At 38.2% G+C, this 26509-nt stretch carries 19 protein-coding genes; 6 read left to right on the top strand and 13 right to left on the bottom strand.

Annotated elements, in window-relative coordinates; translation table 11 throughout:
* Positions 1-81: 81 nt before the first annotated feature.
* Both CNR22_16765 and glmM read right to left on the bottom strand, forming a co-directional pair.
* On the bottom strand, positions 82-3627 hold the full coding sequence (locus tag CNR22_16765) for a hypothetical protein (GenBank protein ID PBQ33360.1): 3546 nt from the start codon (positions 3625-3627) through the stop codon (positions 82-84).
* Positions 3628-3925: 298 nt separating this feature from the next.
* Positions 3926-5320, bottom strand: coding sequence for a phosphoglucosamine mutase (gene glmM / locus CNR22_16760; protein ID PBQ33359.1), 1395 nt, complete (start codon positions 5318-5320; stop codon positions 3926-3928).
* A gap of 121 nt (positions 5321-5441) precedes the next feature.
* Between glmM and CNR22_16755 the strand changes: the two genes are divergently transcribed.
* Positions 5442-5903: a hypothetical protein gene (locus tag CNR22_16755; GenBank protein PBQ33358.1), complete on the top strand. Its 462-nt coding sequence runs from the start codon at positions 5442-5444 to the stop codon at positions 5901-5903.
* Between the two features lie 3 nt (positions 5904-5906).
* Positions 5907-7832: an asparagine synthase (glutamine-hydrolyzing) gene (asnB, locus tag CNR22_16750; protein PBQ33357.1), complete on the top strand. Its 1926-nt coding sequence runs from the start codon at positions 5907-5909 to the stop codon at positions 7830-7832.
* Positions 7833-7857: 25 nt separating this feature from the next.
* Here asnB and CNR22_16745 read toward each other — a convergent pair whose 3' ends face one another.
* The 3 genes from CNR22_16745 to CNR22_16735 are packed head-to-tail and all read right to left on the bottom strand — an operon-like array spanning position 7858 to position 12751.
* A complete protein-coding gene (locus tag CNR22_16745; GenBank protein PBQ33356.1) occupies positions 7858-9837 on the bottom strand; it encodes a hypothetical protein in 1980 nt (659 codons plus the stop codon).
* 45 nt (positions 9838-9882) lie between these two features.
* Positions 9883-11739, bottom strand: coding sequence for a peptidase M61 (locus CNR22_16740; protein PBQ33355.1), 1857 nt, complete (start codon positions 11737-11739; stop codon positions 9883-9885).
* 4 nt (positions 11740-11743) lie between these two features.
* A complete protein-coding gene (locus tag CNR22_16735; protein ID PBQ33354.1) occupies positions 11744-12751 on the bottom strand; it encodes a hypothetical protein in 1008 nt (335 codons plus the stop codon).
* 94 nt (positions 12752-12845) lie between these two features.
* Here CNR22_16735 and CNR22_16730 point away from each other — a divergent pair, with 94 nt between their 5' ends.
* A complete protein-coding gene (locus tag CNR22_16730; GenBank protein ID PBQ33353.1) occupies positions 12846-13793 on the top strand; it encodes a cytochrome-c peroxidase in 948 nt (315 codons plus the stop codon).
* 4 nt (positions 13794-13797) lie between these two features.
* Here the strand turns inward: CNR22_16730 and CNR22_16725 are convergent, their stop codons facing one another.
* The 4 genes from CNR22_16725 to CNR22_16710 all read right to left on the bottom strand — a co-directional run bounded on the left by CNR22_16725 (position 13798) and on the right by CNR22_16710 (position 19204).
* Positions 13798-14550, bottom strand: a complete 753-nt coding sequence (locus CNR22_16725; protein ID PBQ33352.1) for a metal-dependent hydrolase — start codon at positions 14548-14550, stop codon at positions 13798-13800.
* Between the two features lie 25 nt (positions 14551-14575).
* Positions 14576-15370: a thymidylate synthase gene (locus CNR22_16720; GenBank protein PBQ33351.1), complete on the bottom strand. Its 795-nt coding sequence runs from the start codon at positions 15368-15370 to the stop codon at positions 14576-14578.
* An 80-nt stretch (positions 15371-15450) separates the two neighbouring features.
* Positions 15451-18426 (bottom strand): hypothetical protein, encoded by a 2976-nt coding sequence (locus tag CNR22_16715; protein ID PBQ33350.1) that lies wholly within the window; start codon positions 18424-18426, stop codon positions 15451-15453.
* A gap of 163 nt (positions 18427-18589) precedes the next feature.
* Positions 18590-19204 carry a DUF1287 domain-containing protein gene (locus tag CNR22_16710; GenBank protein PBQ33349.1) on the bottom strand — a complete coding sequence of 205 codons (615 nt, stop codon included), beginning with the start codon at positions 19202-19204 and terminating at the stop codon, positions 18590-18592.
* 132 nt (positions 19205-19336) lie between these two features.
* Between CNR22_16710 and rfbA the strand changes: the two genes are divergently transcribed.
* The 3 genes from rfbA to CNR22_16695 are packed head-to-tail and all read left to right on the top strand — an operon-like array spanning position 19337 to position 21615.
* Complete coding sequence (gene rfbA / locus CNR22_16705) at positions 19337-20203, top strand: glucose-1-phosphate thymidylyltransferase (GenBank protein ID PBQ33348.1); 867 nt, start codon at positions 19337-19339, stop codon at positions 20201-20203.
* A gap of 9 nt (positions 20204-20212) precedes the next feature.
* Positions 20213-21193 (top strand): polyprenyl synthetase, encoded by a 981-nt coding sequence (locus CNR22_16700; protein PBQ33347.1) that lies wholly within the window; start codon positions 20213-20215, stop codon positions 21191-21193.
* Positions 21193-21615, top strand: coding sequence for a hypothetical protein (locus CNR22_16695; protein PBQ33346.1), 423 nt, complete (start codon positions 21193-21195; stop codon positions 21613-21615). The genes CNR22_16700 and CNR22_16695 overlap by 1 nt, the downstream gene beginning before the upstream one ends.
* Before the next feature lie 6 nt (positions 21616-21621).
* On the opposite strand, the gene CNR22_16690 is transcribed toward CNR22_16695, so the two are convergent.
* Genes CNR22_16690 through CNR22_16675 form a run of 4 tightly spaced genes read right to left on the bottom strand, consistent with a single transcriptional unit; the run spans position 21622 to position 26499 of the window.
* Complete coding sequence (locus CNR22_16690; protein PBQ33345.1) at positions 21622-23154, bottom strand: hypothetical protein; 1533 nt, start codon at positions 23152-23154, stop codon at positions 21622-21624.
* Between the two features lie 9 nt (positions 23155-23163).
* Positions 23164-24945 (bottom strand): hypothetical protein, encoded by a 1782-nt coding sequence (locus tag CNR22_16685; protein PBQ33344.1) that lies wholly within the window; start codon positions 24943-24945, stop codon positions 23164-23166.
* A gap of 2 nt (positions 24946-24947) precedes the next feature.
* Positions 24948-25907, bottom strand: a complete 960-nt coding sequence (locus tag CNR22_16680; protein PBQ33343.1) for a hypothetical protein — start codon at positions 25905-25907, stop codon at positions 24948-24950.
* Positions 25900-26499: a hypothetical protein gene (locus tag CNR22_16675; protein PBQ33342.1), complete on the bottom strand. Its 600-nt coding sequence runs from the start codon at positions 26497-26499 to the stop codon at positions 25900-25902. The genes CNR22_16680 and CNR22_16675 overlap by 8 nt, the downstream gene beginning before the upstream one ends.
* Positions 26500-26509: the final 10 nt, after the last annotated feature.

The following is a 26509-nucleotide window of genomic DNA, read 5'->3' as shown; positions in this document are numbered from 1 at the left end:
AGAGTTATAGGGTTTTGGCAATAAAAAAAGGGCGATTGACTGAACAATCACCCTTTTTATAAGGTAGGATATTAGAAAAGCTTAGTTTTTTACAACTTTTACTGTTTTAAATTGATTTCCTTGTTTTAATTGTACGAAATAAATTCCGTTTGGTTGACCGTTCAAAGAAACAGTAGTGTCACCACTAGCTAATTGGCTAGCAAAAACAACTTGTCCAATGCCATTAAGAATTTTAACAGCAGTTTCTTTTGTAAGAGTCACAGTAAAATCTCCATTCGTAGGATTAGGATAAATTCCGGCACTTACCATGTTAGCATCTGCTTTTGCAATACCAGTACATTCCGATACATTTTGTACGAAAGTAGTTTTTGCAGAACATGTATTTACATCAGTACCTGTTACAGTATAAGTTGTATTAACAGTTGGAGTAACTACAAGAGAAGCTAAAGTTGAGTTATTATCCCAGCTGTAAGTAAGAGCTCCTGTAGAAGTTAAAGTTGCAGTTTCTCCAACGCAAATCAGGGCAGAAGAAGAAGTAACCGTTACAACAGGTAAAGCATTTACAACAACAGTAACTGTTTTAGTTTGAGAACAACCTGAAGCGCTACCAGTTACCACATAATTTGTAGTAGTTGAAGGATTAACAGAAATGGTATTGGTTAAAGTAGTAGCATTCCAAGAATACGTTGTAGCACCACTTGCAGTTAAGCTTGTTGATTGTCCGTTACAGATAGTTGTATTTCCAGTTACGTTAATAGTTAAAGAATTTACAACGGAAACCGTAGAAACAGCAGGCAGAGCAGATACGCAACCGTTAGCATCAACACCGATTACAGTGTAAGCTGTAGTAGCGGCAGGACTTACCACTGTTGAATTATTTTGAATGCTATAAGTTAATGCACCGGTTGGAACAATTGTGAAAGAACCACCCGAACAAATAATTCCACTATTAACCGTGATTGTAGGTAAAGAGTTTACAACTATTGAGCGTGTTGCCGATTTCTCGCAACCATTTCCATCAGTACCAATTACTGTGTAAGTTGTATTAGTTGTAGGATTTACCGGGTAACTTGTAGCGTTTGAATTTGAAACAACCCAAGTATAAGTAGATGCGTTACCAGACACGTTAAGAGTTGTAGTTTGACCAGAGCAAATAGCTGTTGGACTTGTAATTGTAATTACAGGTAAAGACCACACATTAACTGTTACGGTTGCGATATTTGACGAGGTACATCCTTGTGCACTTGTACCAACCACAGTGTAGTTAGTTGTTGCAAGAGGGGTAACAGAAGATGAACCACCTTCAAAAGTATAAGTAGATGCACCTGAAGCTGTAATTAAGAAAGCTGATCCTAAACAAACAGATCCGCTATTAGCGCTTACCACAGGTAACGCGTTTACAGTAACATCAGAAACAGCAAACCCTGCTGAAACACACCCTTCAACAGATGAACCATTCACTGAGTAAGAAGTGTTTGTAGTTGGATTTACAACATTAGAACCGTTAACAAAAGTATAAGTAGTTGCACCTGAAGGAGTCATTGTAAAACTGCTACCTGAACAAATACTACCACTATTAACTGAAACAACTGGTAAAGCAACAACAGTTAAAACAGAAGTTGCTTCAGTACGACAACCATTAGCATCTTCTGCTGCTACAATATAATTGGTAGAAGTTGAAGGAGCTACAGTACTTGCGCCTGTTACAAAAGAAAAAGTAACAGTGTTAGCACTTGTAGGAGTAATAGTAAAAACCTGACCTGCACAAATAGAACCGCTGTTTACAGACAAAGCCGGAGAAGCAGATACGGTGATTTCAGCAATTGCTGCTGCTGCAGTTTTGCAACCGTTAGCATCTGTACCTGTGATAGAATAAGAAGTTGTAATTGCCGGATTAACTGTTGTACCTAAAACAGAGTTAATAGAATATGTTGCAGCACCTGTTGGGGTAAGCGTAAATACAGAACCAGAACAAAGAGTACCACCTGATACGCTGATAACCGGTAAAGCAAGAAGCGTAACATTTGAAACAGCTGTATTTACACAACCATTAGCATCGGTACCTGTTACAGTATAACTATCGTTAGTTAAAGGAGATACTGTATTAGAACCATTAGAGTACACATATGACGCAGCTCCAGCAGGAACCATTGTAAATACATCACCTGTACAGATACTAGCACTGTTAACAGTAACAACTGGTAAAGCAACAACAGTTAAAACAGAAGTTGCTTCAGTACGACAACCATTAGCATCTTCTGCTGCAACAATATAATTAGTAGAAGTTAAAGGAGCTACAGTACTTGCACCTGTTACAAAAGAAAAAGTAACAGTATTAGCACTTGTAGGAGTAATAGTAAAAACCTGACCTGCACAAACAGAACCGCTGTTTACAGACAAAGCCGGAGAAGCAGATACAGTGATTTCAGCAATAGCTGCTGCTGCAGTTTTGCAACCGTTAGCATCTGTACCTGTTATAGAATAAGAAGTTGTAATTGCCGGATTAACTGTTGTACCTAAAACAGAGTTAATAGAATATGTTGCAGCACCTGTTGGGGTAAGGGTAAATACAGAACCAGAACAAAGAGTACCACCTGATACACTGATAACAGGTAAAGCAAGAAGCGTAACATTTGAAACAGCTGTATTCACACAACCATTAGCATCTGTACCCGTTACAGTATAACTATCGCTGGTTAAAGGGGTTACTGTATTAGAACCGTTAGAGTATACATATGAAGCAGCTCCAGCAGGAACCATTGTAAATAAATCGCCTGAGCAAATACTAGCACTGTTAACAGTAACAACTGGTAAAGCGTTTACGGTAATACTTTGCGAAACTGAATTTGAACAACTTGTTATGGCATCTGTACCGCTAGCAATAAATGTTGTATTAGTTGCAGGAGTAGCTGAAATATTGTCTACAGTCTCTCCGCTGTTCCAGGTATAACTTGAAGCACCTGCCACTGTAAGCGTAACAGCACTTCCGATACATACAGAACTTGCTCCACTCATGGTAAGAACTGGTAAAGGATGAACAGTTAAAGAAACTGTTGTTTCGGCTTTACAACCCTGAATATCAGTACCCGTTACTGTATATTGTTTTGATGTTGATGCTGCAAACGCAACACCGTCACTAACGCCGTCAGTCCATGCATATGTAGATGCACCACCACCGCTAAATGTTACTGATGAACCAGCACAAGCCTCCATTGGAGCTGAAGCTGTTACAACCGGTAATGCCTTTACGGAAATAGTTCCTGTTGCTGGCGAACTGCTACCATTGGCATTTGTAGCTACTAAAATAACTGTGTAATCTCCTACAGTGGCTAATGTAAAAGTAGGATTTTGAGAAGTGGAATTAAGAGTTGCCGGACCTTCGATTGTGTACGACCACGCCGTTGGTGTTTCAGAAGACGCATCCGTTAAATGTAAAGTTCCACCCGCACACACGGATGGCTGACTCAGCGAGAAGGATGCCGTGGGCACCTGCGCTTGGGATTTGTGGGAAAAGAAGAAGCTTAGAGCTACAATTCCCGTTAGGAGTAGTTTGTTTTTCATGATTTGTTTGTTGTTTTTGTTGGGGTATATATTTATTTGTTTGTTTTTTTGTTCGATTTCAATCATTAATACCTACCTGCTTTCACAAAGGTTGGGTTCATTTTATTTTCTTTTTTTTTCGCGTAAATACATAGTAAACTCTTCGTAAAGCCTACGTTATTTTTTTTCGCTATTTGTTTTTTGTGATAAGTACTTGAACCCTTTGTTTAGGTTCTTTGGGACATAAGTTTAGGACTGGGTTAGATTTGGGTTTATACTTTTATTATTTCTTGTTCAAAATTATGGAGGACAACATGAATTAAAAAATCTTTCACTAAGTTAAAAGATAGTCTTACTCATTTGGGTCTTTAACTTTTAATTAATGTTAACTGCGGATAATTTCTTTTATGTCTGAAATTATTTTTTTCGCAAGATTGTCTGCAGTTGCTTCCGTTTGACTTTCGCTGTAAATCCTGATAATTGGTTCTGTATTACTTTTACGCAGATGTACCCATTCTTTATCGAATTCTATCTTAACACCATCTACTGTATTTACGGGTTGATCTTTATATTTTTCTTTTATAGCCAGTAAAACTTTATCCACATTTATTTGAGGAGTTAATTCAATTTTATTTTTTGAAATAAAATAGTTAGGATAACTCGCCCTTAACATGGAGGTTGACTTACCATATTTTGCGAGGTGGGTTAAAAAAATAGCAATGCCTACCAATGCATCGCGACCGTAGTGTAATTCAGGAAGGATGATCCCTCCATTTCCTTCTCCACCAATCACAGCATTTGTAGCTTTCATTTTTGTCACCACATTTACTTCTCCAACAGCTGATGCAGAATACGATCCTCCGTTTAATTCAGTAACGTCACGCAATGCGCGAGTGCTTGAAAGATTACTAACTGTATTTCCTTTTTTATGTTTTAATACGTAATCGGCGACTGCTACCAGGGTATATTCTTCACCGAACATTTCTCCATCCTCACAAACAAATGCAAGACGATCAACATCTGGATCTACACTAATTCCTAAATGAGCATTTTGTTTTTTAACTGTATTACTCAGGTCGCTTAAATGTTCTGGTAATGGCTCAGGATTATGTGCAAAATCACCAGTGGTTTCGCCATGAATAACCTGTAATTTTTTAACCCCTAACTTCTCGAGCAAAGCCGGAACAGCTATACTACCGCTGGAATTAATTGCATCAAGCACTATAGAAAAATTTGCTGCTTCAATGGCTTTAACATCCACATAAGGCAAATCAAGTATTTTTTGAATATGTATTGAGAGAAATTCTTTATTTAAAGAATATTTACCAAGATCAGAAACTTCTGCGTAGTCAAAATCAGCCGCCTCGGCCAGTTTTAAAATTTCCTGACCGTTTTCTTCACTTATAAATTCTCCCTTTTCATTCAGAAGCTTTAAAGCATTCCATTGTTTAGGATTGTGGCTGGCAGTTAAAATAATACCGCCCTGAGCTTTCAATTCTGTAACCGCCACTTCAACAGTTGGCGTTGTACTTAAATCGAGATCAATAACGTTAATTCCCAAACCTATAAGTGTTCCACTTACAATATTGCTTACCATCTGACCACTGATGCGCGCATCGCGTCCGATAATTACAGTGGGATGTTTTACTTTGCTGTTATTCTTAAGAATCCATGTGCCATATGCTGAGGCAAATTTTACAGTATCTAAAGGGGTTAGTCCATTGTCTGGTTTACCGCCTATAGTTCCTCTGATTCCTGATATGCTTTTAATTAGGGTCAAAACTCGGGTTTTTTACGGGCGCAAATATAGACAATCTATCCTAAAGCTTAAGTGTTAATATTAACAAAATATACTCCGGTACGCAGAATTTAATAACTTTGAAAAAGCAAATTGAGGCCCTGTGGGCAATACAAACATCCGGTGCACTGTGAAAAAAATTTTAATATTCTATTGTTTATTTCTTTTTTCGAAAATTTGTACGGCAAACCAGCCTTTTCAAAGAATTTATATCCTTTCAGAAGAAGAAATTTCCCACCTGCAACTCAATGATTTTGCCCTTATCAGCGAAGATTCTTACAGGCATCTAAATAACCGTCCCACTCCACTCTTACAGATGTTTCATAAAAAACAAAAGAAGAACAAAAAGCTTACGGCGGCCCTTTTAGCGTTTCCCTTTCCTTTTGGCATTGTTGGCTTACATCGCATTTACCTGGGTTGTGCGCCTTATGTTCCAGTGGTTTACATAGGTAGTTTTGGCGGTATTGTAGGACTACTCCCTCTCATAGATTTTTGTTTTATTCTTCTTGAAAAAGACATGAAACCTTTTACAGACAATAAAAAGGTATTTATGTGGGTTAACTAATATATGTGTGGTATTGCGGGTATACTTTTAAAAGAAAAAACTGAATTTGATCTTGCACAAAAGATCTCTTCGATGAGCAAGATCATTCAGCACCGCGGTCCTGATGGTGAGGGGTTTATGATGGCTGATTCGAAATCGATAACACCCTATTTTTCAGGCCAGAAATTTGCCTTTCAGAAAAGAGAGTTTAATTACATTCCCCACTCTTCTATTGAAACTGCTGAAAAAACTACTTTTCTTGCATTTGCGCATAGAAGGCTCGCCATCATAGATCTCAGTGATGCAGGCCATCAGCCTATGTGTGACGTAAATGCTGAAACATGGATTGTTTTTAATGGAGAAATTTACAACTATATAGAATTAAGAGAAGAATTAAAAAATTCAGGGGCCGTTTTTATTTCAGAAAGCGATACCGAGGTTATTCTCGCAGCTTACAAGTACTGGGGATCAGATTGTGTAAAAAAATTTAACGGCATGTGGGCCTTTTGCATTTACGATAGTGAAAAGAAAATTCTTTTTGCTTCGCGCGACCGGCTGGGCGTTAAACCCTTTTACTATGTAAATAATGATAAGTTCTTCTCTTTTGCAAGTGAACAAAAAGCATTTATTAAATCCGGATTGCTTCCTTTTAAGATCAATAAAAAAGCACTTCACAATTACCTGGTGAATGATCTTTTAGAAAATGAAGTAAGCAATTTTTTTGAGGGTGTTAATGAACTCTGGCCCGGAACGAACCTTATCTACGATATTGAAAAAAAACATATTGCGATCAAAGAATACTACAATTTAAGAGATCACGTTACTTTAGAAAACGACAAGCTTTCTGAAAAAGATCTGATAGAAAAAATAAAAGAAACCTTTGAAAATTCAGTACGCCTGCGTTTAAGAAGTGATGTAGAAGTGGGTACCTGTTTGAGCGGAGGAATTGACAGCAGTGCTCTTGCGGTTACAATTGCCGAACAAAGCACTACTCCGCTTCATTGTTTTACTTCCGTATTCAAAGGGCAAGAATTTAATGAGGAAGTTTATGCAGATGCAGTTGCTGAAAAAATTCATGCCAAACACCATAAAACCGAGCCTAGTCTTGAAGGTTTTATAAAAGATGTAGATGATCTTATTTACTCGCAGGATGTGCCGATATGGAGCACCAGTACGTATGCTCAATACAAGGTGATGGAACTGGCAAAACAAAATAACATAAAGGTGGTATTGGATGGACAGGGGGCCGACGAATTATTCGCAGGCTATCATCATCATTTTATAGCCCAGTGGAATAATCACATTTCAAAAGGACTTTATTTAAAAGCGCTAAAAGACATCTCTGCTTCTAATAAGACTATTCCGGGTTCCCGCTTTTTTTACGTAAAAGAACGCTTAAAACAAGCTTACTATTTTAACAAAAAACAATTCGCACTATTTTTAACTAAAGAGTTTATAGAGAGTTCTGAAGTAAAAAATCCTGTTGTCTATTTTAATGATATAAACGCTCAGTTAATCGACGATATTTACCACAGCCGTTTAAAATCATTCTTAAAATGTGAAGACCGCTGCGGAATGTGGCACAGTGTAGAAAGCCGCACTCCATTCAGTGATGATAAGGAGTTGATCAACCTTCTATTTTCGTTCGATGCAAATAAGAAAATACAAAAAGGAATTTCTAAATACCTTTTAAGAGAAGCGGTAAAAGAAAAACTTCCGCAGGAAATTTATACGCGTTACGACAAAAAAGGGTTTGAAACACCTATGAAAAAATGGGTTACTGAATTAAAACCAAAACTTATTCACGAAATAAAGGAAGCGCACTTTGAATTTGTTAATTACGATAAAATTGAAAGTTGGGACACTTCAACTACTTTTCATTACAAATTACTGTTTAAACTGTTTGTGTTAAGCAGGTGGATGAAGGCCTTTTCAAAAGTTACTGATTAAACGTTATTGGCTAAACATTCAAAATTTATTTTCCGGTAACTTTAAATTCTGTTCTCCTGTTTTCTGCTTTGTTTTCCGGACTGTCATTCGGCACCTTTGGAACTGTTTCGCCATATCCTTTGAACTGAAGCCTACCCGCCGCTATCTTACCTGTTATAATTAAATAATCGTAAACCGCTTTAGCACGATTTGCTGATAAAGTAAGATTCTTTTTTGGATCACCGCTATTATCTGTATGTCCACCCAATTCAATTTTCAATGTAGCGTTCTTTGTCAGAAATGCCGTTAACTTATCTAATTCTGCTTTGCTTTCAGGTTTCAACTCAAATTTATCGACATCAAAAAACACATTTTTTAATTCCACCACGTTACCGATATCAATCGGTTCTAAAGGAATATCCAATTGGTAAGGTTTGTTGTAATCTGCTTCAATTTCTTTCAGACTGAAATTATAGCTGTAAAATAAAAATCCTTCTTTGCTTACATTTACCAGGTAATTTTTGCTGGCCGTGAGCGTTACAAGAAACTCGCCGTTTTTTTGCGAATACGATTTAGTAACTTGTTTTTGTGTGGTTAAATCAATTAGCTCAAAACTTGCTTCCAGGGGCTCGTTTGTTTTCGCGTTGTAAACCTTTCCTTTTACATAAGTAATTTTTTCGGGACGCAAATCTTTTGGCAATTCAAATTGATAAATATCCAAACCGCCATTTCCACCTGGCCTGTCGCTGGAGAAGAAAGCGAGTTCCCCGGAAGGGGCAACCAGCAAACTGATATCATCTTTAAAAGTATTTATGGGATAACCCAGATTTACGGGTGTGCCCCACTCCCCGTCGGGCTGACGCTTACTCATATAAATATCAAGTCCACCCATGCCCGGATGTCCCTCGCTACTAAAATATAAAGTTTGATTATCCGGGTGAATAAAGATTGATTCTTCTTTGTATGGTGTATTTATTACAGTAGATATTTTTACAGCAGGCGAAAATTTTCCATCATCACCTATTGTGCTGCTATAAATATCCTGCTCGCGAATACCATTGCGCCCGAGAATTCCGCGAATAAAATAAAGTGTTTTCCCGTCACTGCTAAAACTTGGCTGCGTTTCCCAATGATTTGTATTGATTGCTCCTCCGGCATTGCGCGCTCTTGTCCAACGACCATTTATTTTTTGAGCGTAAAAAATATCGCAACTTCCAAAACCTTTACGATCCGAACTATAGTCGCCAAAATCATTTGCGCAGGAAGTAAAAAACATTATGGTACCATCGGCCGAAAGAGTTGGGGCCCCTTCATTTGAAGGCGTGTTAATTTCAGGAATGGGTAGTGCAGTTTGCCAGACATTGTTTACCTTATCACTCACATAAAAATCTTCATTGTAAAATTCCGGGTTTTGCGAATCGCGTAAACTCCGCGTAAATAGAAATTTCTTTCCATCCGCTGAAGCCGCAGGAAAATATTCATCCATTTCGGAATTTATTCCGGCACCTACATTTACCGGGTTGTAAGGCTTAGGGTTTTTAATGGCTTCTGATCCGAAATTTGCAGTAATCAGTTTTGCCTGAGCTGCTTCTCTAATACCTGGGCTTATGCGCTCAAGTTTTACAAAAAAATCCAGATTTTTCTTAGCTTCATCATATTGTCCTGTAAGCAATAAAGATTCGGACAAAAAGAAAAAGGCATTGTTATAAAACTTGGGATTAATCGTAATCGCTCTTTTGAAGTACTCAATTGCTTTTTCGTGCTTACCCGTTTGCTGATAAACTGTGGCAAGGCCCAAAGCCGCTTCAATAAAATTCTTATCCTCATCAAGAGCTTTCAAAAAACTTTTCTCCGCTTTTTCATTATCGTGCGAATATTCAAATGCTTTTTTCCCTTCTTCCAAATGCTTTATAGCTTTTTTACTAGAGCTAGTATACTGACCCGGCGGCATAGACTGCGCAATACCTTGCTGTAGGCAAAACACAAGGAGGAAAGAAACTATTTTTATCAGCGACTTGATATGCATTGTTCTTTATTTAATATTAAATATAGGTATTAGAATTCAGAATAATTAAAGTCCAACCCAGCTTTTCAAAGTAGCTTTTTGCTTATCTGACACTTCAGGCATAAGACTGATTTGATTGTTACGGGTAATCTTAATTTTTTTTGCGGTCGCAGTGAGTGTTTTTTTCTTGTATTTGCCTTTGCGTAGTTTCGGACGGTAAATCTCGATAGTTACCTTGTCTCCTTCTTTCAGGGTGTCGTAGTAGTTGCTCACGATCTCCCTGATTTTTTCAATCTTAATTTCTGTTCCATTTATTTTAGAGAGTTCGTCTCCCTTTTTAAGGCCTAGTTGTTTACCAAATTCATCCAGCTCTTTCGCATCTTCCACAAAAAGTCGTTTTGTTTTTTCGTTGTAATTCAAATCCGGATTTCCCAAAGAGAATTCATAACTAACACTTTCATTCGCAAATTCAATTCCTATACGTCCGAGTATATCGCGCATTGGTAACGGAGTTGTTCCTCCCACATGTTTTCTCAAGAAAGCTCCCACTTCAGGATAAGTAAATTTTTCGATATCATTAAAAAGATCTTCGTCATTAAAAGATTTATTCTTGCCATATTTTGTCGCAAGATCTTTCATCAGATTTTGTGTTCCGTATTCACCATTACTTAAATCACGCAATAAAATATCAAGACACATGCCAATTACAGCGCCTTTCTCATAAACGTTTCCATATTGTTTGTGAATTTTTTCTTCCAGTACATGTTTACTCATGTAGGTAAAACTCATAGTATCATTATACCCGTCGAGACTATTTTCGTATTTCTGCATCATGGTATTGATAAAAGCATTTATGTCGATCAACCCCCCTTTTACCTGTGCGTGATGCGCTTCATACTCGGTCATACCTTCATACATCCATAAATGCTCGCTCATTTTAGGATCATTAAAATCAAAGTCGCCAATTTCTTTCGCGTGAATATTAAGAGGCGTTACAATATGAAAAAACTCATGTGCAGCCACGTCTCTTATTTGTTGTTGCAGGGAAGTACTGTCAAATTCAGGCATGACATAAAAAGAAGAATAAGAATGTTCCAGTGCCCCACTCGCTCCAGATTGTGTAGGCTTGTCCATAAAATAAAAAAGGAAGGCATACTTATTCACCGGAAGTTCTCCGCCTAAATAATCGCGCTGAGCATATAATAATTCCCTTAAATTTCCTGCTATAAAATTCGCGCTGATCATTTTGTTTGGCGAATAACTTGACACAAGCACTTTTGTTTTTCCTACAAGTAGCGTTGCTGTATCAGGTACAAAATACATAATAGGGGCATCTGCAAGATCATGGTAATCAAATACAGTAAGTTGATCCTTGGTTTCTCCAAGTTTTATATCAGACAAACCAGTGGAGGGATAAAATCCTTTCGGCTTCTCAAATTCTAAAATGAAATTTTTGTTTGTAAATCCTTTAAAATACCCAAACATACTGTGAGTATTGATCGAAAAGTTTTTCCCTTCTTCAAAGTTGGTCCCGCCTGGTTCAAAAATCACTTTGTCTTTTGTACCTGGAAGGTCCGTTTTATCAAAAGTATCATCCACATCGTAGGTAATTTTATCAATTTTCGACGCAGGTGAAATCTTGTAAGTGTTCACATTCACCCTGGTAACTTTTATGTCAACTCCCCCTTTACCACTTACTTTAAAATTGGAAATAAACCTTCCGAAATCATAAACTTCGTAGGTACCAGGCACCATGGCCGGAAACATAAATTCAATTTCATCTTGCGCAAAATCAGGTGGCGTTAATACCACCGAAACCTTGTCGTTAGTAACTTTAGTAAGATTTACAAAATAATGATAATCGCCATCGGCGTGTAAAAGATTAGCACATACAAGTGCAAGAACAAGAATTATTTTCTGCATGAATTTATTTTAGAATTAAACTGAAATTTTTCCAGCGGTATTTGAGCCAGAAGATAAGAAAGGTAATAGCAGCCATAACAAGCCAGGACCAGATTTCCGCATAAGGATCTTCGTGTTTGGCTTCGAAAATAGAATAAGTTTTTATCACTGAATTTGGAGAAGACACCAGGATGCTACTCATAATATTATTTGCAAAATGTATGCCAAATGCTAGCTCTAAACCTTCATCCAACAAAGTTAAAGCACCCATAAACAGGGCAAAAGAGCAAAAATAAGTTAACATGATCGGCCAGCCGTAAGCGCGTACTTCAGGATTTGACATGTGTGCCATTCCGAATAAAAGAGAAGTGATTATTAAAGGAATAAATCCGTTTTTAAAAACCTGCGATAAACCCTGTACCAGGTATCCCCTGAAAATAACTTCTTCTAAACCTGTTTGAACAGGCATCATCACCAGCATGATAACAATGGAGATAATAAAACCGGTTGTATTAAAGTGAAAACCGCTTTCTCCATTCAGCGGCGTTGATTGTAATTCAAGATTACCAGGATTTAAAAAATACTCTGCAAGAACACTAACGCCAACCATTAGTCCCCAGGTTGCGAAGGCAAACCAAAATCTTTTAAACCTGAATTTTTCGTATCCAGTTAAAACACTTGTAATTGTTTTTTGATGTATATAGCGCAGACCTAAATAGAACCCTATGAAGCCAAAAACAAACATTCCAAACTCTATTAATAGAACTACATTCCTGTCCATATGCAGCGCATTTGCGTCGAACAACAAATTTGGATTCTCTGAAATATCTTTTATAGAAATACCATGCTGACTTAAAACCTCCGCTAAAGGGTAAACAGCTGCCGATTGAAATAATAAATAACCAAAAACCAGGAGCAGCATCGTAAACATGTACATCCAGCTTTTATTCAAACCATGAACTAAGCCCGAAATAAGGTACAGATTATTAAAAGGAATTGTTTTTTGTTCTGTTTGCTCCGTCGTTTCGTCCATTCTGGCGGCTTAATTCTGAATTAATTCCTATTTTTGATAAAGCATAAATGTAGAGTTTTTTCTTCTAAACACCAGTAGTGCCTAGTTAAAAAAAATGAAAGTAATCCCTCTCCTAGTAACTGTATTCGTCTTTTTTTCTTGCTCAGAAAAGAAGAGTGAAAGTCTTATTACCACTGAAGAACAATTGGGTGAAAAATTATTTTTTGATCCCATTTTATCGCGCGATAGCTCTATAAGCTGCGCGAGTTGTCACAAACCCGAATTTGCTTTTGCCGACACAGTTGCTTTGAGCGCTGGCATCTTTAAAAGAGCCGGTACACGCAACACGCCAAGCGCTATGAACCAGGGCGACAGAAATTTTTATTTTTGGGATGGAAGATCGGAAACTCTTGAAGAACAAGCATTGGGGCCAATGGAGAATCACGTGGAGATGGATTTTCCACTTACTTTAAGCGTGAGACGATTAATTAAAAATGCAGCTTATGTAAAAGCCTTTCAACATGTTTATGGTGAAATGCCGTCTAAAGCTTTACTGGGATTAGCAATTGCTTCCTACGAAAGAACGCTAGAAACAAGTAATACCGTATTTGATAAGTACATGAGTGAAGAAGACACAACACTCATGAGCGAAAGTGCGAAGCGCGGTCTGGATATTTTTAACAATAAAGGAAAATGTTTTGATTGCCATTTTGGAGCCGACTTTTCAGGGAACGACCGTTTCAAAAATATAGGACTCTATAATGCAAAAGACCTCAACGATGAAGGCCGTTTTATGGTTACGAAAAACCCCAAAGACCTTGGAGCTTTTAAAGTTCCCGGACTTCGCAACATAGCGCATACTGCACCATACATGCATAATGGACAATTTAAAACATTAAAACAGGTGATAGATTATTACGATAAGCCGGATAGCTTTGTAAACAATTCTATTAACCGGGACAGTCTTTTGAAAAAACCTTTAGGACTTACAGAAAGAGATAAAAAAGATCTGGAAGAATTTTTGAGAAGTTTAAGCGACACACGTTTTGTCTCAAAAAAGTAGGGACTTAAAAAACTTTGTACAACACCGGTTTGCTTGGGCTCGCATCATTTTCAAAAGGTGCTATTTGCAAATTCAAAAGATAAGTACCGTCATCTATATCATTGCTCACATAAATAAACTCGGTGATGGTTTTGTGCATTTGTGTATTTTCAGGATAGTTCCAGAAGGCATGATGCGCTTCAAGTTTACCACCATCCGATTCACGGTCGATACTCGGCATATCAATAAGCAGATGCATAACGCCCAATTCATTCAAGAACTCTATAGCTTCCTTTAAAATATAAGGGGGATTTGTATTGCTATAATTAACAGCCAATTTATTTAAGCCATTGCTTAAGGTTCTGATAACCAAAGCTTCGGGTTTACCGCTTTCTGCGAGAAGTTGCTCTAATTGTTTGCGTGTAATCACATAATCCCCATTACCAAGATCCGTTGGAAGCACGGTTACTACCTCAGCGATAAATAGAAAACGCTCCAGCGATTTATTGATAGTATAGAACTCTTTGCTGATATGCCCCACACATTCTGTATGAGTACCATTGCCATGTGGATTAAAGGTAACGGTTCTGAAATTGACGCTTCCACCTTTATTTACATCTCCTATCCACTCGCCCATAACAACCGGTTCCAGTTTCATGGGTTCTACATACCATGCACTGGCGCAGTCTTTATCGGCTTTTAAGGGTATTGAAATATCCAGTGGTTTAAAAAAATCAACTTTATATTCTTTACCCGCATGGAAAATTGTAGCGATCATAAATTACACACTAAAATACTTTGGTTTAAACTGCTACAGCCGCTTTAATATGAGGATGCGGATCATAATTCTCCAGTTGAAAATCTTCAAATTTAAAATCAAAAATAGATTTTACCTCGGGGTTTATCTTCATAGTTGGCAAAGGTCTTAAGTCTCTTGTCAACTGCAATTTTGCCTGCTCAATATGGTTGGAATACAAATGCGCGTCGCCCAAAGTATGGATAAACTCACCTGCCTGCAAACCACAAACCTGTGCTACCATCATGGTCAATAAGGCATAAGACGCAATATTAAAAGGAACACCTAAAAAAATATCAGCGCTTCTTTGATAAAGCTGACAACTTAATTTTCCATCCGCTACGTAAAACTGGAAGAAAGCATGACAGGGCGGTAATTTCATATTATTAATTTCAGCCACGTTCCATGCACTCACAATCAAACGCCTGGAATCAGGATTTTTTTTAATCATCTCAATTACCTGTGTGATCTGATCAATATGCCCTCCGTTTGGAAGCGGCCAGCTGCGCCACTGCGAACCGTATACCGGCCCAAGATTTCCATTCTCATCTGCCCAGTCATCCCAAATACTTACACCATGGTCCTTCAAATATTTAATATTTGTGTCCCCTTTTAAAAACCACAATAACTCGTGAATAATACTTTTTGTATGTAATTTTTTTGTGGTCAGTAAAGGAAAGCCCTCCTTCAAATTAAAACGCATCTGGTAGCCAAATACACTTGTGGTTCCTGTTCCTGTTCTATCTGTTTTTGTTGCACCCACATCTAAAACATGTTGCATGAGCTCGTGATATTGTTTCATTCTGATAGTCTTCTGTTGTGTAAAAATAAAAAATCCCTTCCGTTTATGGGAAGGGATTATGAAAAGTTATAAATCTTTATTTATTTTATCAGTGTAACATATCCTGTAAATTCTCTTCGTCCTTCGCCATTCATTCCTACAACTTTTATCTTATAAATATAAGTATGGTCTTTTACGAACTGTCCCCCCACTTTACCATCCCAACCCTGCGTGATATCTTTGGTGGTGAATATATTTAACCCGGCCCTGTTAAAAATATCCATCGTATAACCTTCTGATTTCATGCCGGTTCCTTTAGGGATAAACACGTCATTAATTCCATCATCATTTGGTGTAAATGAATTAGGTACAAAAATCTGCATATCATCCGTAATTTTTACAAGTTTTAAAATAGTATCAGTGCATTCTCTGTCGTTTTTAGCTATAAGCACAACAGGGTACATTCCTATTTGTGAATAAGCCCTGGTAGGATTTTTTACGTTTGTTGTATCGCTTACCCCCGGTAAATTAAGCATATTCGTATCACCTTCCGTAACACCACCTAAGAACGTCCAGCTCATATAAGTAATAGGCCAGTCTGATTTAAAAGTTGGATTAAATGTAATAACATCATTGGTGGTAGGTATTTCCGGTTCCCAGGTAATGTCTGAACCTGGTTTAGGATTTACAATCAGAGGAAACGGATACGTGTAAGAATTACTGCAACCATTAACTCCTTTAGTGTAAATATTCAGCGTATAAGTTCCAGCTTCGTCAAGGCAGTATTTAAAAGATAATGAGTCGTTTCTTTGAAAGATGCGTCTTCCACCAAAATCGTAAGTCGTTATGGCGGATGTTTTCCCAAGTTTAGGATCTATATCCAGACACAGAGGAACGCAACCTTCACTTTGCGTTAACTGCAAATTAGGCAATGGTGGCTGATTTACTTTAACGTTAAAAGCATGAGCTATTTTGTATGCGGGACAAGCAATATCATAAACGGTAAGATTGTACAATACAGATCCTAAAGGCACTGCCATTTGCTTAGGGCCGGTGGAAGACTCTAAATAAACTGCAGGATTCCAGGTATAAGCATAATTTTCGCTACCACCTCTAGCGGCACCTTCCAGAAAAATAGTATCACCTCTGCAAATTGTCCTGTCGAATGGTTTAAGCTCCCATTTCACTTCATCTAACACTACAAGTTCAGTAAATGCAGAACTTGGACAAGGGCCGTTCATAATATTTAATGTGTAATTTCCTGAATTAATTGGCTGCACAGATGGGAAATTGATGTCTTTATTAGCGGAATTAAACCCTGTTGAACTTGTCCATGAATAGGAAGTTGCACCAGCAGGTCCCGTAATGGTAACAGACGAATTATAACACACATGCTGACGAGGAATCAAACTGAAAGTTAAAGGAACATTCACCTGCACCTGGACTGTGTTTACACTTGTACACACTAATGCAGTACCTCCAAAATAAGCTATAACAGTATAAATTCCGTTCGCTGACAAAGGAGAAGTAGTGGTGTATACAAATACGTTCGGCCCCTGATTCACATAGCTATTTGGACCTGACCATTGATAATTATAAGCGCCCGTTGCCAAAGCCTGAAGAAATACCTGGTTAGGCGCACAAACAACATCCGGAGGAACCACTGAGATTGTAGTTACAGGTACTACGTTCAATTGAACGGAGCTTGTTACAGGACATTGTTGGTTTGCAGCAAAATAAGCGGTGAGGTATTGCGTTCCGGAAGCATTTGCCGGTACACTGGGCACAGTAATGGAGACTGCATTTGTTACAGGAACACTGGCAAACAGTGGACCTGTCCACGCCCACTCGACAGGATTAACGGCTGAACTTGCGGTAGCTTGAATGGTACCACCCTGACATACAATGTTAGGCATAGTAATCATTGGTGTAGACACGGGAATAACAACGATTTGTATTACAGCGTTTACAGGACAACTGATGAAAGCACCCTGGAAAGTAGCTGTAACCGAATATACACCTGCATTAGCAGGTAAAGCCGGGTTGATGGTTGGGTTAATAAGATTTGAACTAAAAGAGGGACCAGTCCATTGAAAAGAAGGGTTTAAAGCCGCGTTGGCCAACAAACCTAAATTTGTGCCCTGGCAAACCATGGTCCCAGGATTCGCCGTAAGGGCAAGGGTGCTAGTTTGCACCACGTTTAACTGCGCTGTGGCGGTATAGGGACACAATAGGGTACTGTTAAACAAATCATCTGTCATAACAGTGTAAACCCCTTGATTATTTATAGTAGTATTGAGAATATTTATAGAAGTAAGCCCCGGTCCCGAAGCAATTACATTACCAGTGTTATCTTTCCAGGTATAATCCTGGGTACCCCCGGTTAAACCTGCCGTGAATGTAGCGGCATCACCCTGGCAAACATTTACAACTGGAGTTACGGCTAAAGTTTTATAGGGAGAAACCTGGACATTTGTCACCCCCGTTACTGTACAACCCGCAATAACTGCTGTTACAGTAAAATTTCCAGTATTGTTGGGAACTGAATTGAGGATGGTAATCACGTTGGTAATACTGCTACTGGACGCGACACCAGGACCAGAAAAACTATAAGTGTTGGCGCCTGGCTGGGCGGTAAATTGAATTGCTGTACCATTACAAAAGCTCGTTGGATTTGTAAAAGTCATTGGGGGAGGCGACTGGATATAAAACTGAAAAGGAAATGTCTGGGTAACTGTATTACCTCCTACTGTGGCGATACCCACAATAGTATAATCATACGCCGGTAAAGGACCAGGATTAGAAATAACAAATGTATTGGTGGTAAAAGATACGGCAAAGGGGGCGTTCGGTGGGGGAAATCCCGGCGTGTAAAGAGAATAGGAAGGATTACTTGCATTTGGCCACACAGCTGTAACCACAGCTGTCTGATTAGGACAGGCAGTAGTAGGTTGTACAATTGCACTTAAAGTCTGAGACAGCAAAGATTGCTTCGATGCCAGCAACAGTAAGAGCACCACTATAAGTTTATTAAGATTTATTTTCATATCCAGTTTCTTAAACATTTTTGCTCGCATTAAAGCGGAAATTTTTTCTAATACCGCATCCGGAACCCCGGAATTTTAATATTAATACAAAGATAGTAAATATACAAGAAAAATTTGATAGCCTTAATAAGCGAAAAGGCCTTTTTACTCAGTTAAAGTCTTGATTTGTAAAGAAGAGGATGTTTAAAACCTCTTATAAGCTAAAACGGTAATGCCCGATAATTGTATAAGAAAAAAGCATGTCTTCCAACTGATTTCCTGAGCCTATATTGTGAGCCATCAGATAGTGTTTTCCATCTGCCGCTTTCCTGTCTGTAACAATGCCAATATGGGTGATGCCGCTTGCTGTCTTCTGATTTTGAAGATTCCACGTTACCAGGTCGCCGGGCTTATAATCCGCTGCATTGGTGCTAATTGGCAACACTGCTTTTTTATGTTTGAAGAACGTCATCAGGTTGGGAACGCGGCGATGATCGATATTTGTGTCAGGAGCTTTTAATTTCCACAGTTTGGGATAGGCATTAAAATTTTTAACCATGTCTTCATGAACTTCTTTCTGAAGGTCGATGCCAAGTGTACGATAGGCCCTTATAACCAGATCGGTGCAAACGCCGGTGTGGGCGGGTACATCTCCGTTGGGATAGTTAATTTGAACGTATGCCGGAACATAGGTTACCTGTAACTTGGTTTGTGCGATACCACTTTGAGCAAGTTTTATAAAGAACGATTGTTCCTGTTTAAATGATAACAAAACAAGTGCTAGGGAGGCCAGAAAAAAAATGCTTGCGTTTATTTTTTTGTGTTTCATTTACTTGCAGTATATGTCGGGGTTATAAACTTGGTTTTAAAAAATTTGTATCTTTCGGACTCGAAATAACAAAGTAAAAGCTTTTGCGATAAAAATCAATATAAAGATTCACATTTTTAAACTCAAAAATCTATGAAGGGAATTATTCTCGCAGGAGGCTCCGGTACTCGTTTGCATCCACTTACACTCGCTATGAGTAAACAAATGATGCCTATTTATGACAAGCCGATGATTTATTATCCCTTGTCGGTATTGATGATGGCAGGTATTAACGAAATTCTTATTATTTCCACGCCCCATGATCTTCCTCACTTTGAAAGACTTTTAGGAAACGGAGAATCGTTGGGTTGCAAATTTACATATGCTGTGCAGGAAATTCCGAACGGACTGGCTCAGGCTTTTGTAATAGGCGAAAAATTTATCGGGAAAGAAAAAGTTGCCTTAATTTTAGGTGACAATATTTTTTATGGGGTTGGCTTGGGCAGCGCTTTAAAACAGATCAACAATCCTGAGGGTGGTGTGGTTTTCGCTTACCATGTGAGTGATCCTGAGCGGTATGGCGTTGTGCAATTTGATAAGCAACACAATGTTATTTCCATAGAAGAAAAACCTTTGGAGCCTAAATCAAATTACGCTGTTCCGGGTTTATATTTTTATGATAATCACGTTGTAGAAATTGCAAAAAACTTGAAACCCAGCCCACGAGGCGAATACGAAATTACAGATGTAAACAAAGAATATTTAAAACAAGGCAAACTCAAAGTTTCTATTATGGACAGAGGAACTGCCTGGTTGGATACCGGAACTTTTCCGTCGTTAATGCAGGCCGGACAATTTGTGCAGGTTATTGAAGAACGTCAGGGCTTAAAAATAGGATGTATTGAAGAAATTGCTTTTAATATGGGTTATATCAGTAAAGAGCAACTTATTAAAATAGCTCAACCCCTTACAAAAAGCGGTTATGGCAATTACCTTTTAGAAGTAGCTAAAAATGCTTAAGACAGAATTGTGAAAGATTACGCTACACTTTTAACATTATTTTCAGATCATTTAGAAAAACACACTGCTGGCTTAAGTAAAAAATTTCCGAAGGAATTATATGAGCCGGAATCCTATATTTTATCCTTAGGAGGCAAACGTGTTCGTCCACTACTCGCTCTCATAGCCAGCGATCTCTTCGATAAAAACCCTGCACTTGCCTTAGATGCGGCTTTATCGGTTGAGCTTTTTCATAACTTTTCGCTTATTCATGACGACATCCTCGACGCCGCGCCATTGCGCAGGAATCAGGCAACCGTGCATGTAAAGTGGAATACCAATATTGCTATTTTAAGCGGAGATGTGATGCTCGTAAAAGCATTTCAATGTCTCGAATCTTATAATGCCGATGCTTTCAAATCTCTGAGCAAACTTTTTAATACAACCGCTATTGAGGTATGTGAAGGTCAGCAGCTGGATATGAATTACGAAACAGCCGATTCGGTTCCGGTAAAAGCCTATTTGGACATGATCGCCTTAAAAACTGCGGTGTTGTTAGGATGCAGTTTAAAAATGGGTGCTATTGCTGCAAATGCCAGCACAGAAGATCAAAACCACCTTTACGAATTCGGGAAACAGCTCGGACTTTCTTTCCAACTGCTGGACGATCTTTTAGACGCTTTTGCAGTAGACAATGAAAAATTCGGGAAACAAACGGGAGGCGATATTATTGCCAATAAAAAAACCTTTCTATTGCTCTCAGCAATGGAACTAGCCTCTCCGCAGCAGCGTGCCGAAATTAAACGAATAATGTCTTTGACTGATAGCCGTGAAAAAGTAAAAAGCATGCTCGTAATTTTTTCAGAATTAAATATCAAAAAGCTATGCGAGGATGAAGCTGATAAACATACACAGAGTGCATTGAATTTCCTCGATAAAGTAAATGCCTCTGCAGAGAAGAAAGAAAAATTAAAGCAGTTTGCATTAGAATTGCTGAACAGACAAGTGTAATGAGCTATCAAGACTACAAACATATTATTCCGATCCAGATAAGATTTTGCGACATCGATAAATTGGACCATGTAAACAATTCGGTTTATCACAATTATGTTGAACTGGGCAGGGTAAGTTATTGGAAAGATGTTTTAAAAGATAAGGTTAACTGGGCTGAAAGAGGCTTTATTCTAGGTCGTACAGAGATCGACCATATCATTCCAGTTCACCTCAACGACGAGATTTACTGTTGTACGAAAGCCATTAAATTTGGCACTAAAAGTATCCGTTTTAAAAACTCCATTGTAAAAAAAGTAAATGGGGAGTTTATTGAATGCGCCGCCATCATTGGGATTTTAGTGGCCATGGACTACGTTCATAATATCAGTATTCCCGTTCCGGAACTCTGGCGCGAATTGATGGAAGCCTACGAAAGATAAAACTGATTATTTCAAATCATCCAGGTTGAGCATAAAGATCTTATAATTGCTCATAAAGTACATTTTGTTGTTTAGAATGACGTTTTTATCAGAAAGATTTATGGTGAATAATAATTCAAAAAGACTGTTAGTGATCAGTGTTTTTTGTTCGTTATACAACACAGTTTTATCCTGGTATTTTTTGTCGAGTTTAAAAAGTTCAGTGAAGTGATATTCGTATTTAAGGTCTTCTGCTTCTATGCCGTAAATTTTATTGTTATCCGCACGAAAATAAGTGACGTTATCGTTGATGAAATTCAATGGTACAAAATACCCTTCTTTTAAAATATAGTATTCATCACCGTTTATAAATTCAACAAACTCCCCGTATTTATTGGGCCCCAGAGCAAGTACCGTTTTTAATTCTGATTTGCCCGGAGTTACTTCCTGCACATCATCTTTGCTGGCTAAAATAAAACGTTTGTCGGTTTTTACATAGTCTGCGAGATTTTCAATGTTGCTTAAGTCAGCTTGTGTGATAATTCTTCCTGAAGCAGGATCGAGGGTAATTATAAATGGTTTGCCCCATGTTACGAAGTTATTGCTGTGTGTTGCCAATCCAAAGTTTACCAAAATCAGGGACGAATCTGTTTTTGAGATGAGCATTTTGGATGTTGGATAATTTTTTAAATCTACCTGCCAGGCCAATTTACCGGCATGTGTTACAGCGATTAATTTCTCTTTGGATGCAAAATAGATCAGGTTGTTGTCTTTGTAAATATTAGAAGCAATCTGTGTTACAATATTATCCTCTGTAGAGGTTTTAATAACAGAACTGATCTTCTGAATGGTATTAAACTTTGCGTTGGAATAAATAAAAGAGCGGTTGGTGCGAATGGCTGTACTTAAAGGAAAAGTCCACAATAATCCCGTCCGTACATTTACTGCATGAAGGCCGCCTGCTGCAATTAACACAGTTGAGTCATTTAAGAATTGTGTGTCAATCCAGTTCTCGCCTTTGGGAATAGTGCAGCTCCAGGTAGTTGTACCCAATGTAAGATTTACGCAATTCAAAACATTTTCCTGCGTTCTGTCATACATAAAACCGCGGTTGTATTTGGGTACAGTAAAAATAATTTTAGAATCGTAACGAATTTCATCGTACCCGTGAATTTTATTGTAGCGTACAGAACGCACTTCGTTACTCAGCATCAGGTTGTTACCAGAAAGGCGAATGTCGTATAAACTCGATTCGTTGATCCATTTAATAGAATCGTTCACACTACTCAGGGCGGCAAAAAAACCACGGCTTAAATAAGTACTACTGCTTGATTCGCCTCTTTGTCTTCCTGCAAAAATCAGTTGCCTGGTTAGTGTATCTACTTTATAATCGTATAGCGGATAAGTAAGGTCGTAGGTTTTTGCAATAAGGCTGTTGACGCTGATAGCAGAGACTCCAACTTGTGCCGTAGAGACCCTGATGCTTTCCACTTGCATTTGAGAAAACAGGCCAAGTGATAAAGCAGTAAATAAGACAACTAGCGTGTAAGGGATGCGCATTCTATAAATTTAAACCTTTACTCCAATAACAAGCACGTCATCTACCTGTTCTTGTCCACCCTGCCATGTTAGTAAAGTTTCGTCGAGCTTCTCTTTTTGCTGATTAGAAGGTAATTGACTGATTTGGGTAAGTAGCTTTCTAAAGTTGCCAACCATAAACTTTTTGCCGTTAGGGCCGCCAAACTGGTCAGCGTACCCGTCACTAAAGATAAAGATCTGGTCTCCCTTTTCAAGCTTTATGGTATGATTGTCGAAATTTGTTTTTTCTCCTATGTAAGATCCAATTGGAAATTTGTTTGCCGGGTACATGGATAATTCACCCTTTCTAATGATATACAGAGGATTAAAAGCTGCCGCGTACTGAAGTTCCATTGTTTTGTAATCTATAGCGCATAGCGTCATATCCATCCCGTCTTTGGCCTGTCTTCCAGAATCATCGACTCTGAGTGCATTTACAATGCCTTCCCGCAGGCTGTCAAGAATTTCAGAAGGCCTGGTAGCGGTTGTGTTTTTAATAATGTCCTTTAAAATATTGTGTCCTACCAGACTCATAAATGCCCCTGGTACTCCATGGCCCGTGCAATCTACTGCGGCAAAATACACCAAATTATCTTTTTGTTCGATCCAGTAAAAATCGCCGCTGACAATATCTTTGGGCTTAAACAAAATAAAAGCGTCCGGCAATAACTGTTTTACCGTATTAGCAGTAGGAAGAATAGCATCCTGAATACGTTTTGCATAGTGAATACTATCGGTTACTTGTTTGTAAAGAATCTCAAGCTCCTCGTTTTTATTTTCAATCTCCGATTTTTGACGTACCACCTCTTCTGTGCGCTCAATTACTTTTTGTTCGAGGAAACGCTCATTTTCTGCAAGATCGACACGCATTTTCAAGAGGGCGTGGCCCAAAGAATCATCTTTGCTCAAAGGTTTGTATTCCGCATCAAAATTTCCTGCCCCGGTTTCTTTAGCAAAGTCTGTAGTATGCTGCATCGATCTGATGAGATCATTCAGAGCATTTCCCATTTCACCAATTTCGTCGCGGGTTGCGCTAACACGTTCTTTTGGAAGAATACCAAGTCCCATAGACAAGAGCATTTTTTTAAGCACCTGGATAGGAATAGTGATGGAGCGGGTTGTGAAAATCGCAATCAGTAATCCACCCACCACGAGTGTAATCCCAAGAAGTTGAACAAAGGTTTTAAGAAAGTTGATGGACGAGAACATTTTTTGCGTTACGTCTTCCGCATACTTTTGTTTGAGCTCGATTAAGGAAGTTAAGTCCTTGTAAATAATTTTGATGTCAGTGTCCGACTGTTCAAATGGCAAACGGGCCATCATATAGATACTTGGATCATCGTAAGCTTCTGTAGAATTTAACTGACCAATGATTTCAGTCTCGTATAGTTTAAATAAGGACTCTATTCGTAAAAAAATAACTCCTAATTTTTTCTTTTCCTCTGTCAGCCAATCTTCAGAAAATTTGGTCAAAATGGCCTTTTTCTTGGGATATTCAGTGCTGATAATAGTTTTGAGTTCATCACGAAATTCAATGTCGTTAAAGCTCTTATTGTAATACCATTTCGATACGTCTGTATTTGAGCGTTGTAATAAAAGATTGAGCTCTTTTAATTCGGCAACACTCGGAGCTACTTCTCCAACCACTGTTTCGGTGCGGCGTTTACTTTCATTTAAAATAACAACGGTAAGAATGAAAGCTATAACCGTTAATAAAATAAAGATAGCGAAACCCAGCCCTATCCTTCTTCCTATAGTAAACCTCATTTTCATGGCTATTTGTCTTTATCAGCTGGTTGCTCAGAAAATTTAATACCCAGTTCTTCACCTTTTTTCTTAAAGTCATCAGACTTTGCAGGCTCATTTAACATACGGTATATATAATAGAGGGCTTCTATTGCTTTAAGATTTTTATTATCGTTAGCATAAACTTTATAGATAAACTGCTCAGACTGTTTTGCGAGTTTTACCATGTTTTCCTGAACAATATCGATTTGAGAGAAATCTGCACCGTAATCTAAAGACTTACTCAAATTTACAGCCTGGTTGTAGTACATAAGCCCGATATTAATGTTTGCGGTAGGATTTTCAGGTTGAAGCTCAAGCACTTTCAATAATGCCACCTTGGCAATTTCCTGGGATTTAGCATCATTATTGTCCTTGATAAAAACCGCAGAATATTGGCTGCCCAGTGCCAGGTAATATTTGATGTCATCTGTTTTAAAATCCATGGAAGGATCTACAAGGCGGCTAATAGATTTATACCTGCCGTAAGCAATTATACTCCTATCAGCATCCATAGAATCCTGGAGCAAAGTGCGTGAAATATTGAAGTAGTTTTTTGCCAGGTTAGTTAACAGGCTATTATTTTGAACAAGATAGCTTGAATCTGGCTGAAGACTATTTGATACTATCAGGGAGTTGATGATTGTATCCCTGTAGGACGAATTTAATTTTTGTTTGTCGTTGGCTTTGTAAATCTGGAAGTAAATAAATGCACGGGTAGTCCATGAAACATAATCCTTTTTAGTTTGTGGATTAACAATAACGCTATCGATTGCCTTTGCCGCGCTTTCAATAGATCCTGGTGCTTTTGCACGCATCAATTGCTGCGCCCGGACTAGCCTATCTTCCTGCGACCATAAGCCCGCACTCAGAAGCATGAGGATGCCCACAAGCAAGTTTTTAGATATATGGCGCAAATTGCACATCATTTTTTGTTTAATATTAATCAATATTTACGGCGGCCAGCGCTTTAAAATCTTCGTTAGTTTTTAAACCGGCTTTCACTGCTGCATTTTTATTGTATTCAAATTTTAGTTTATTTTCCAGGGCTATAAAGTTGATGCTCGCTCCTGATTTCCCACCTCCGGGAGTTTCGGAAACGATGAGTGTTCCTTTTCCCTTATTCTTAGAGGCGCCCTCACTAAGTGATTTAGACGCTTCAGGCGCAAAATAGATAATGTGAGAAATAATGGCCGGATCGAAAGTGGCTGAATTTTTAATTTCAATTTCCTGGTTTCCAACTTTTTTCTTAGTAGCAAGCATTTTAAGTTCCGTGATAAGATTTTCATTTTTACCAACCACGTAAATCACAAAATTGTCAACTTTCTTGTTATCAGGCCATTCAAAATAACGGGTGTAATTATACAAAAATACGGCCTTGATTTTTGAGTTGGCGTCAAAAGTAGAAGGTTGTTGAAATTTGAGGGAAATCAGGCAAAAAACAACAAGTAAATATTTAAATGATTTAGACAGACTTAAATGAATTTCACAAAGATAATATTTGATTTTAAATGCCAAATTATTATTGGTTATTTTATTAATTTAGCCCCAA

It is taken from the genome of Sphingobacteriaceae bacterium, from assembly GCA_002319075.1.
In the GTDB taxonomy this organism is placed as follows: Bacteria; Bacteroidota; Bacteroidia; order B-17B0; family Aurantibacillaceae; genus Aurantibacillus.
This window is presented reverse-complemented; position numbering and strand designations above follow the sequence as displayed.

What these genes read in the sequence shown, in the direction of transcription:
- CNR22_16765 (PBQ33360.1), bottom strand. Translation starts at nt 3,627, where the DNA reads ATGATTGAAATCGAACAAAAAAACAAACAAATAAATATATACCCCAAC.
- asnB (PBQ33357.1), top strand. Translation starts at nt 5,907, where the DNA reads ATGTGTGGTATTGCGGGTATACTTTTAAAAGAAAAAACTGAATTTGAT.
- CNR22_16745 (PBQ33356.1), bottom strand. Translation starts at nt 9,837, where the DNA reads ATGCATATCAAGTCGCTGATAAAAATAGTTTCTTTCCTCCTTGTGTTT.
- CNR22_16740 (PBQ33355.1), bottom strand. Translation starts at nt 11,739, where the DNA reads ATGCAGAAAATAATTCTTGTTCTTGCACTTGTATGTGCTAATCTTTTA.
- CNR22_16735 (PBQ33354.1), bottom strand. Translation starts at nt 12,751, where the DNA reads ATGGACGAAACGACGGAGCAAACAGAACAAAAAACAATTCCTTTTAAT.
- CNR22_16730 (PBQ33353.1), top strand. Translation starts at nt 12,846, where the DNA reads ATGAAAGTAATCCCTCTCCTAGTAACTGTATTCGTCTTTTTTTCTTGC.
- CNR22_16725 (PBQ33352.1), bottom strand. Translation starts at nt 14,550, where the DNA reads ATGATCGCTACAATTTTCCATGCGGGTAAAGAATATAAAGTTGATTTT.
- CNR22_16720 (PBQ33351.1), bottom strand. Translation starts at nt 15,370, where the DNA reads ATGAAACAATATCACGAGCTCATGCAACATGTTTTAGATGTGGGTGCA.
- CNR22_16715 (PBQ33350.1), bottom strand. Translation starts at nt 18,426, where the DNA reads ATGCGAGCAAAAATGTTTAAGAAACTGGATATGAAAATAAATCTTAAT.
- CNR22_16710 (PBQ33349.1), bottom strand. Translation starts at nt 19,204, where the DNA reads ATGAAACACAAAAAAATAAACGCAAGCATTTTTTTTCTGGCCTCCCTA.
- rfbA (PBQ33348.1), top strand. Translation starts at nt 19,337, where the DNA reads ATGAAGGGAATTATTCTCGCAGGAGGCTCCGGTACTCGTTTGCATCCA.
- CNR22_16695 (PBQ33346.1), top strand. Translation starts at nt 21,193, where the DNA reads ATGAGCTATCAAGACTACAAACATATTATTCCGATCCAGATAAGATTT.
- CNR22_16690 (PBQ33345.1), bottom strand. Translation starts at nt 23,154, where the DNA reads ATGCGCATCCCTTACACGCTAGTTGTCTTATTTACTGCTTTATCACTT.
- CNR22_16685 (PBQ33344.1), bottom strand. Translation starts at nt 24,945, where the DNA reads ATGAAAATGAGGTTTACTATAGGAAGAAGGATAGGGCTGGGTTTCGCT.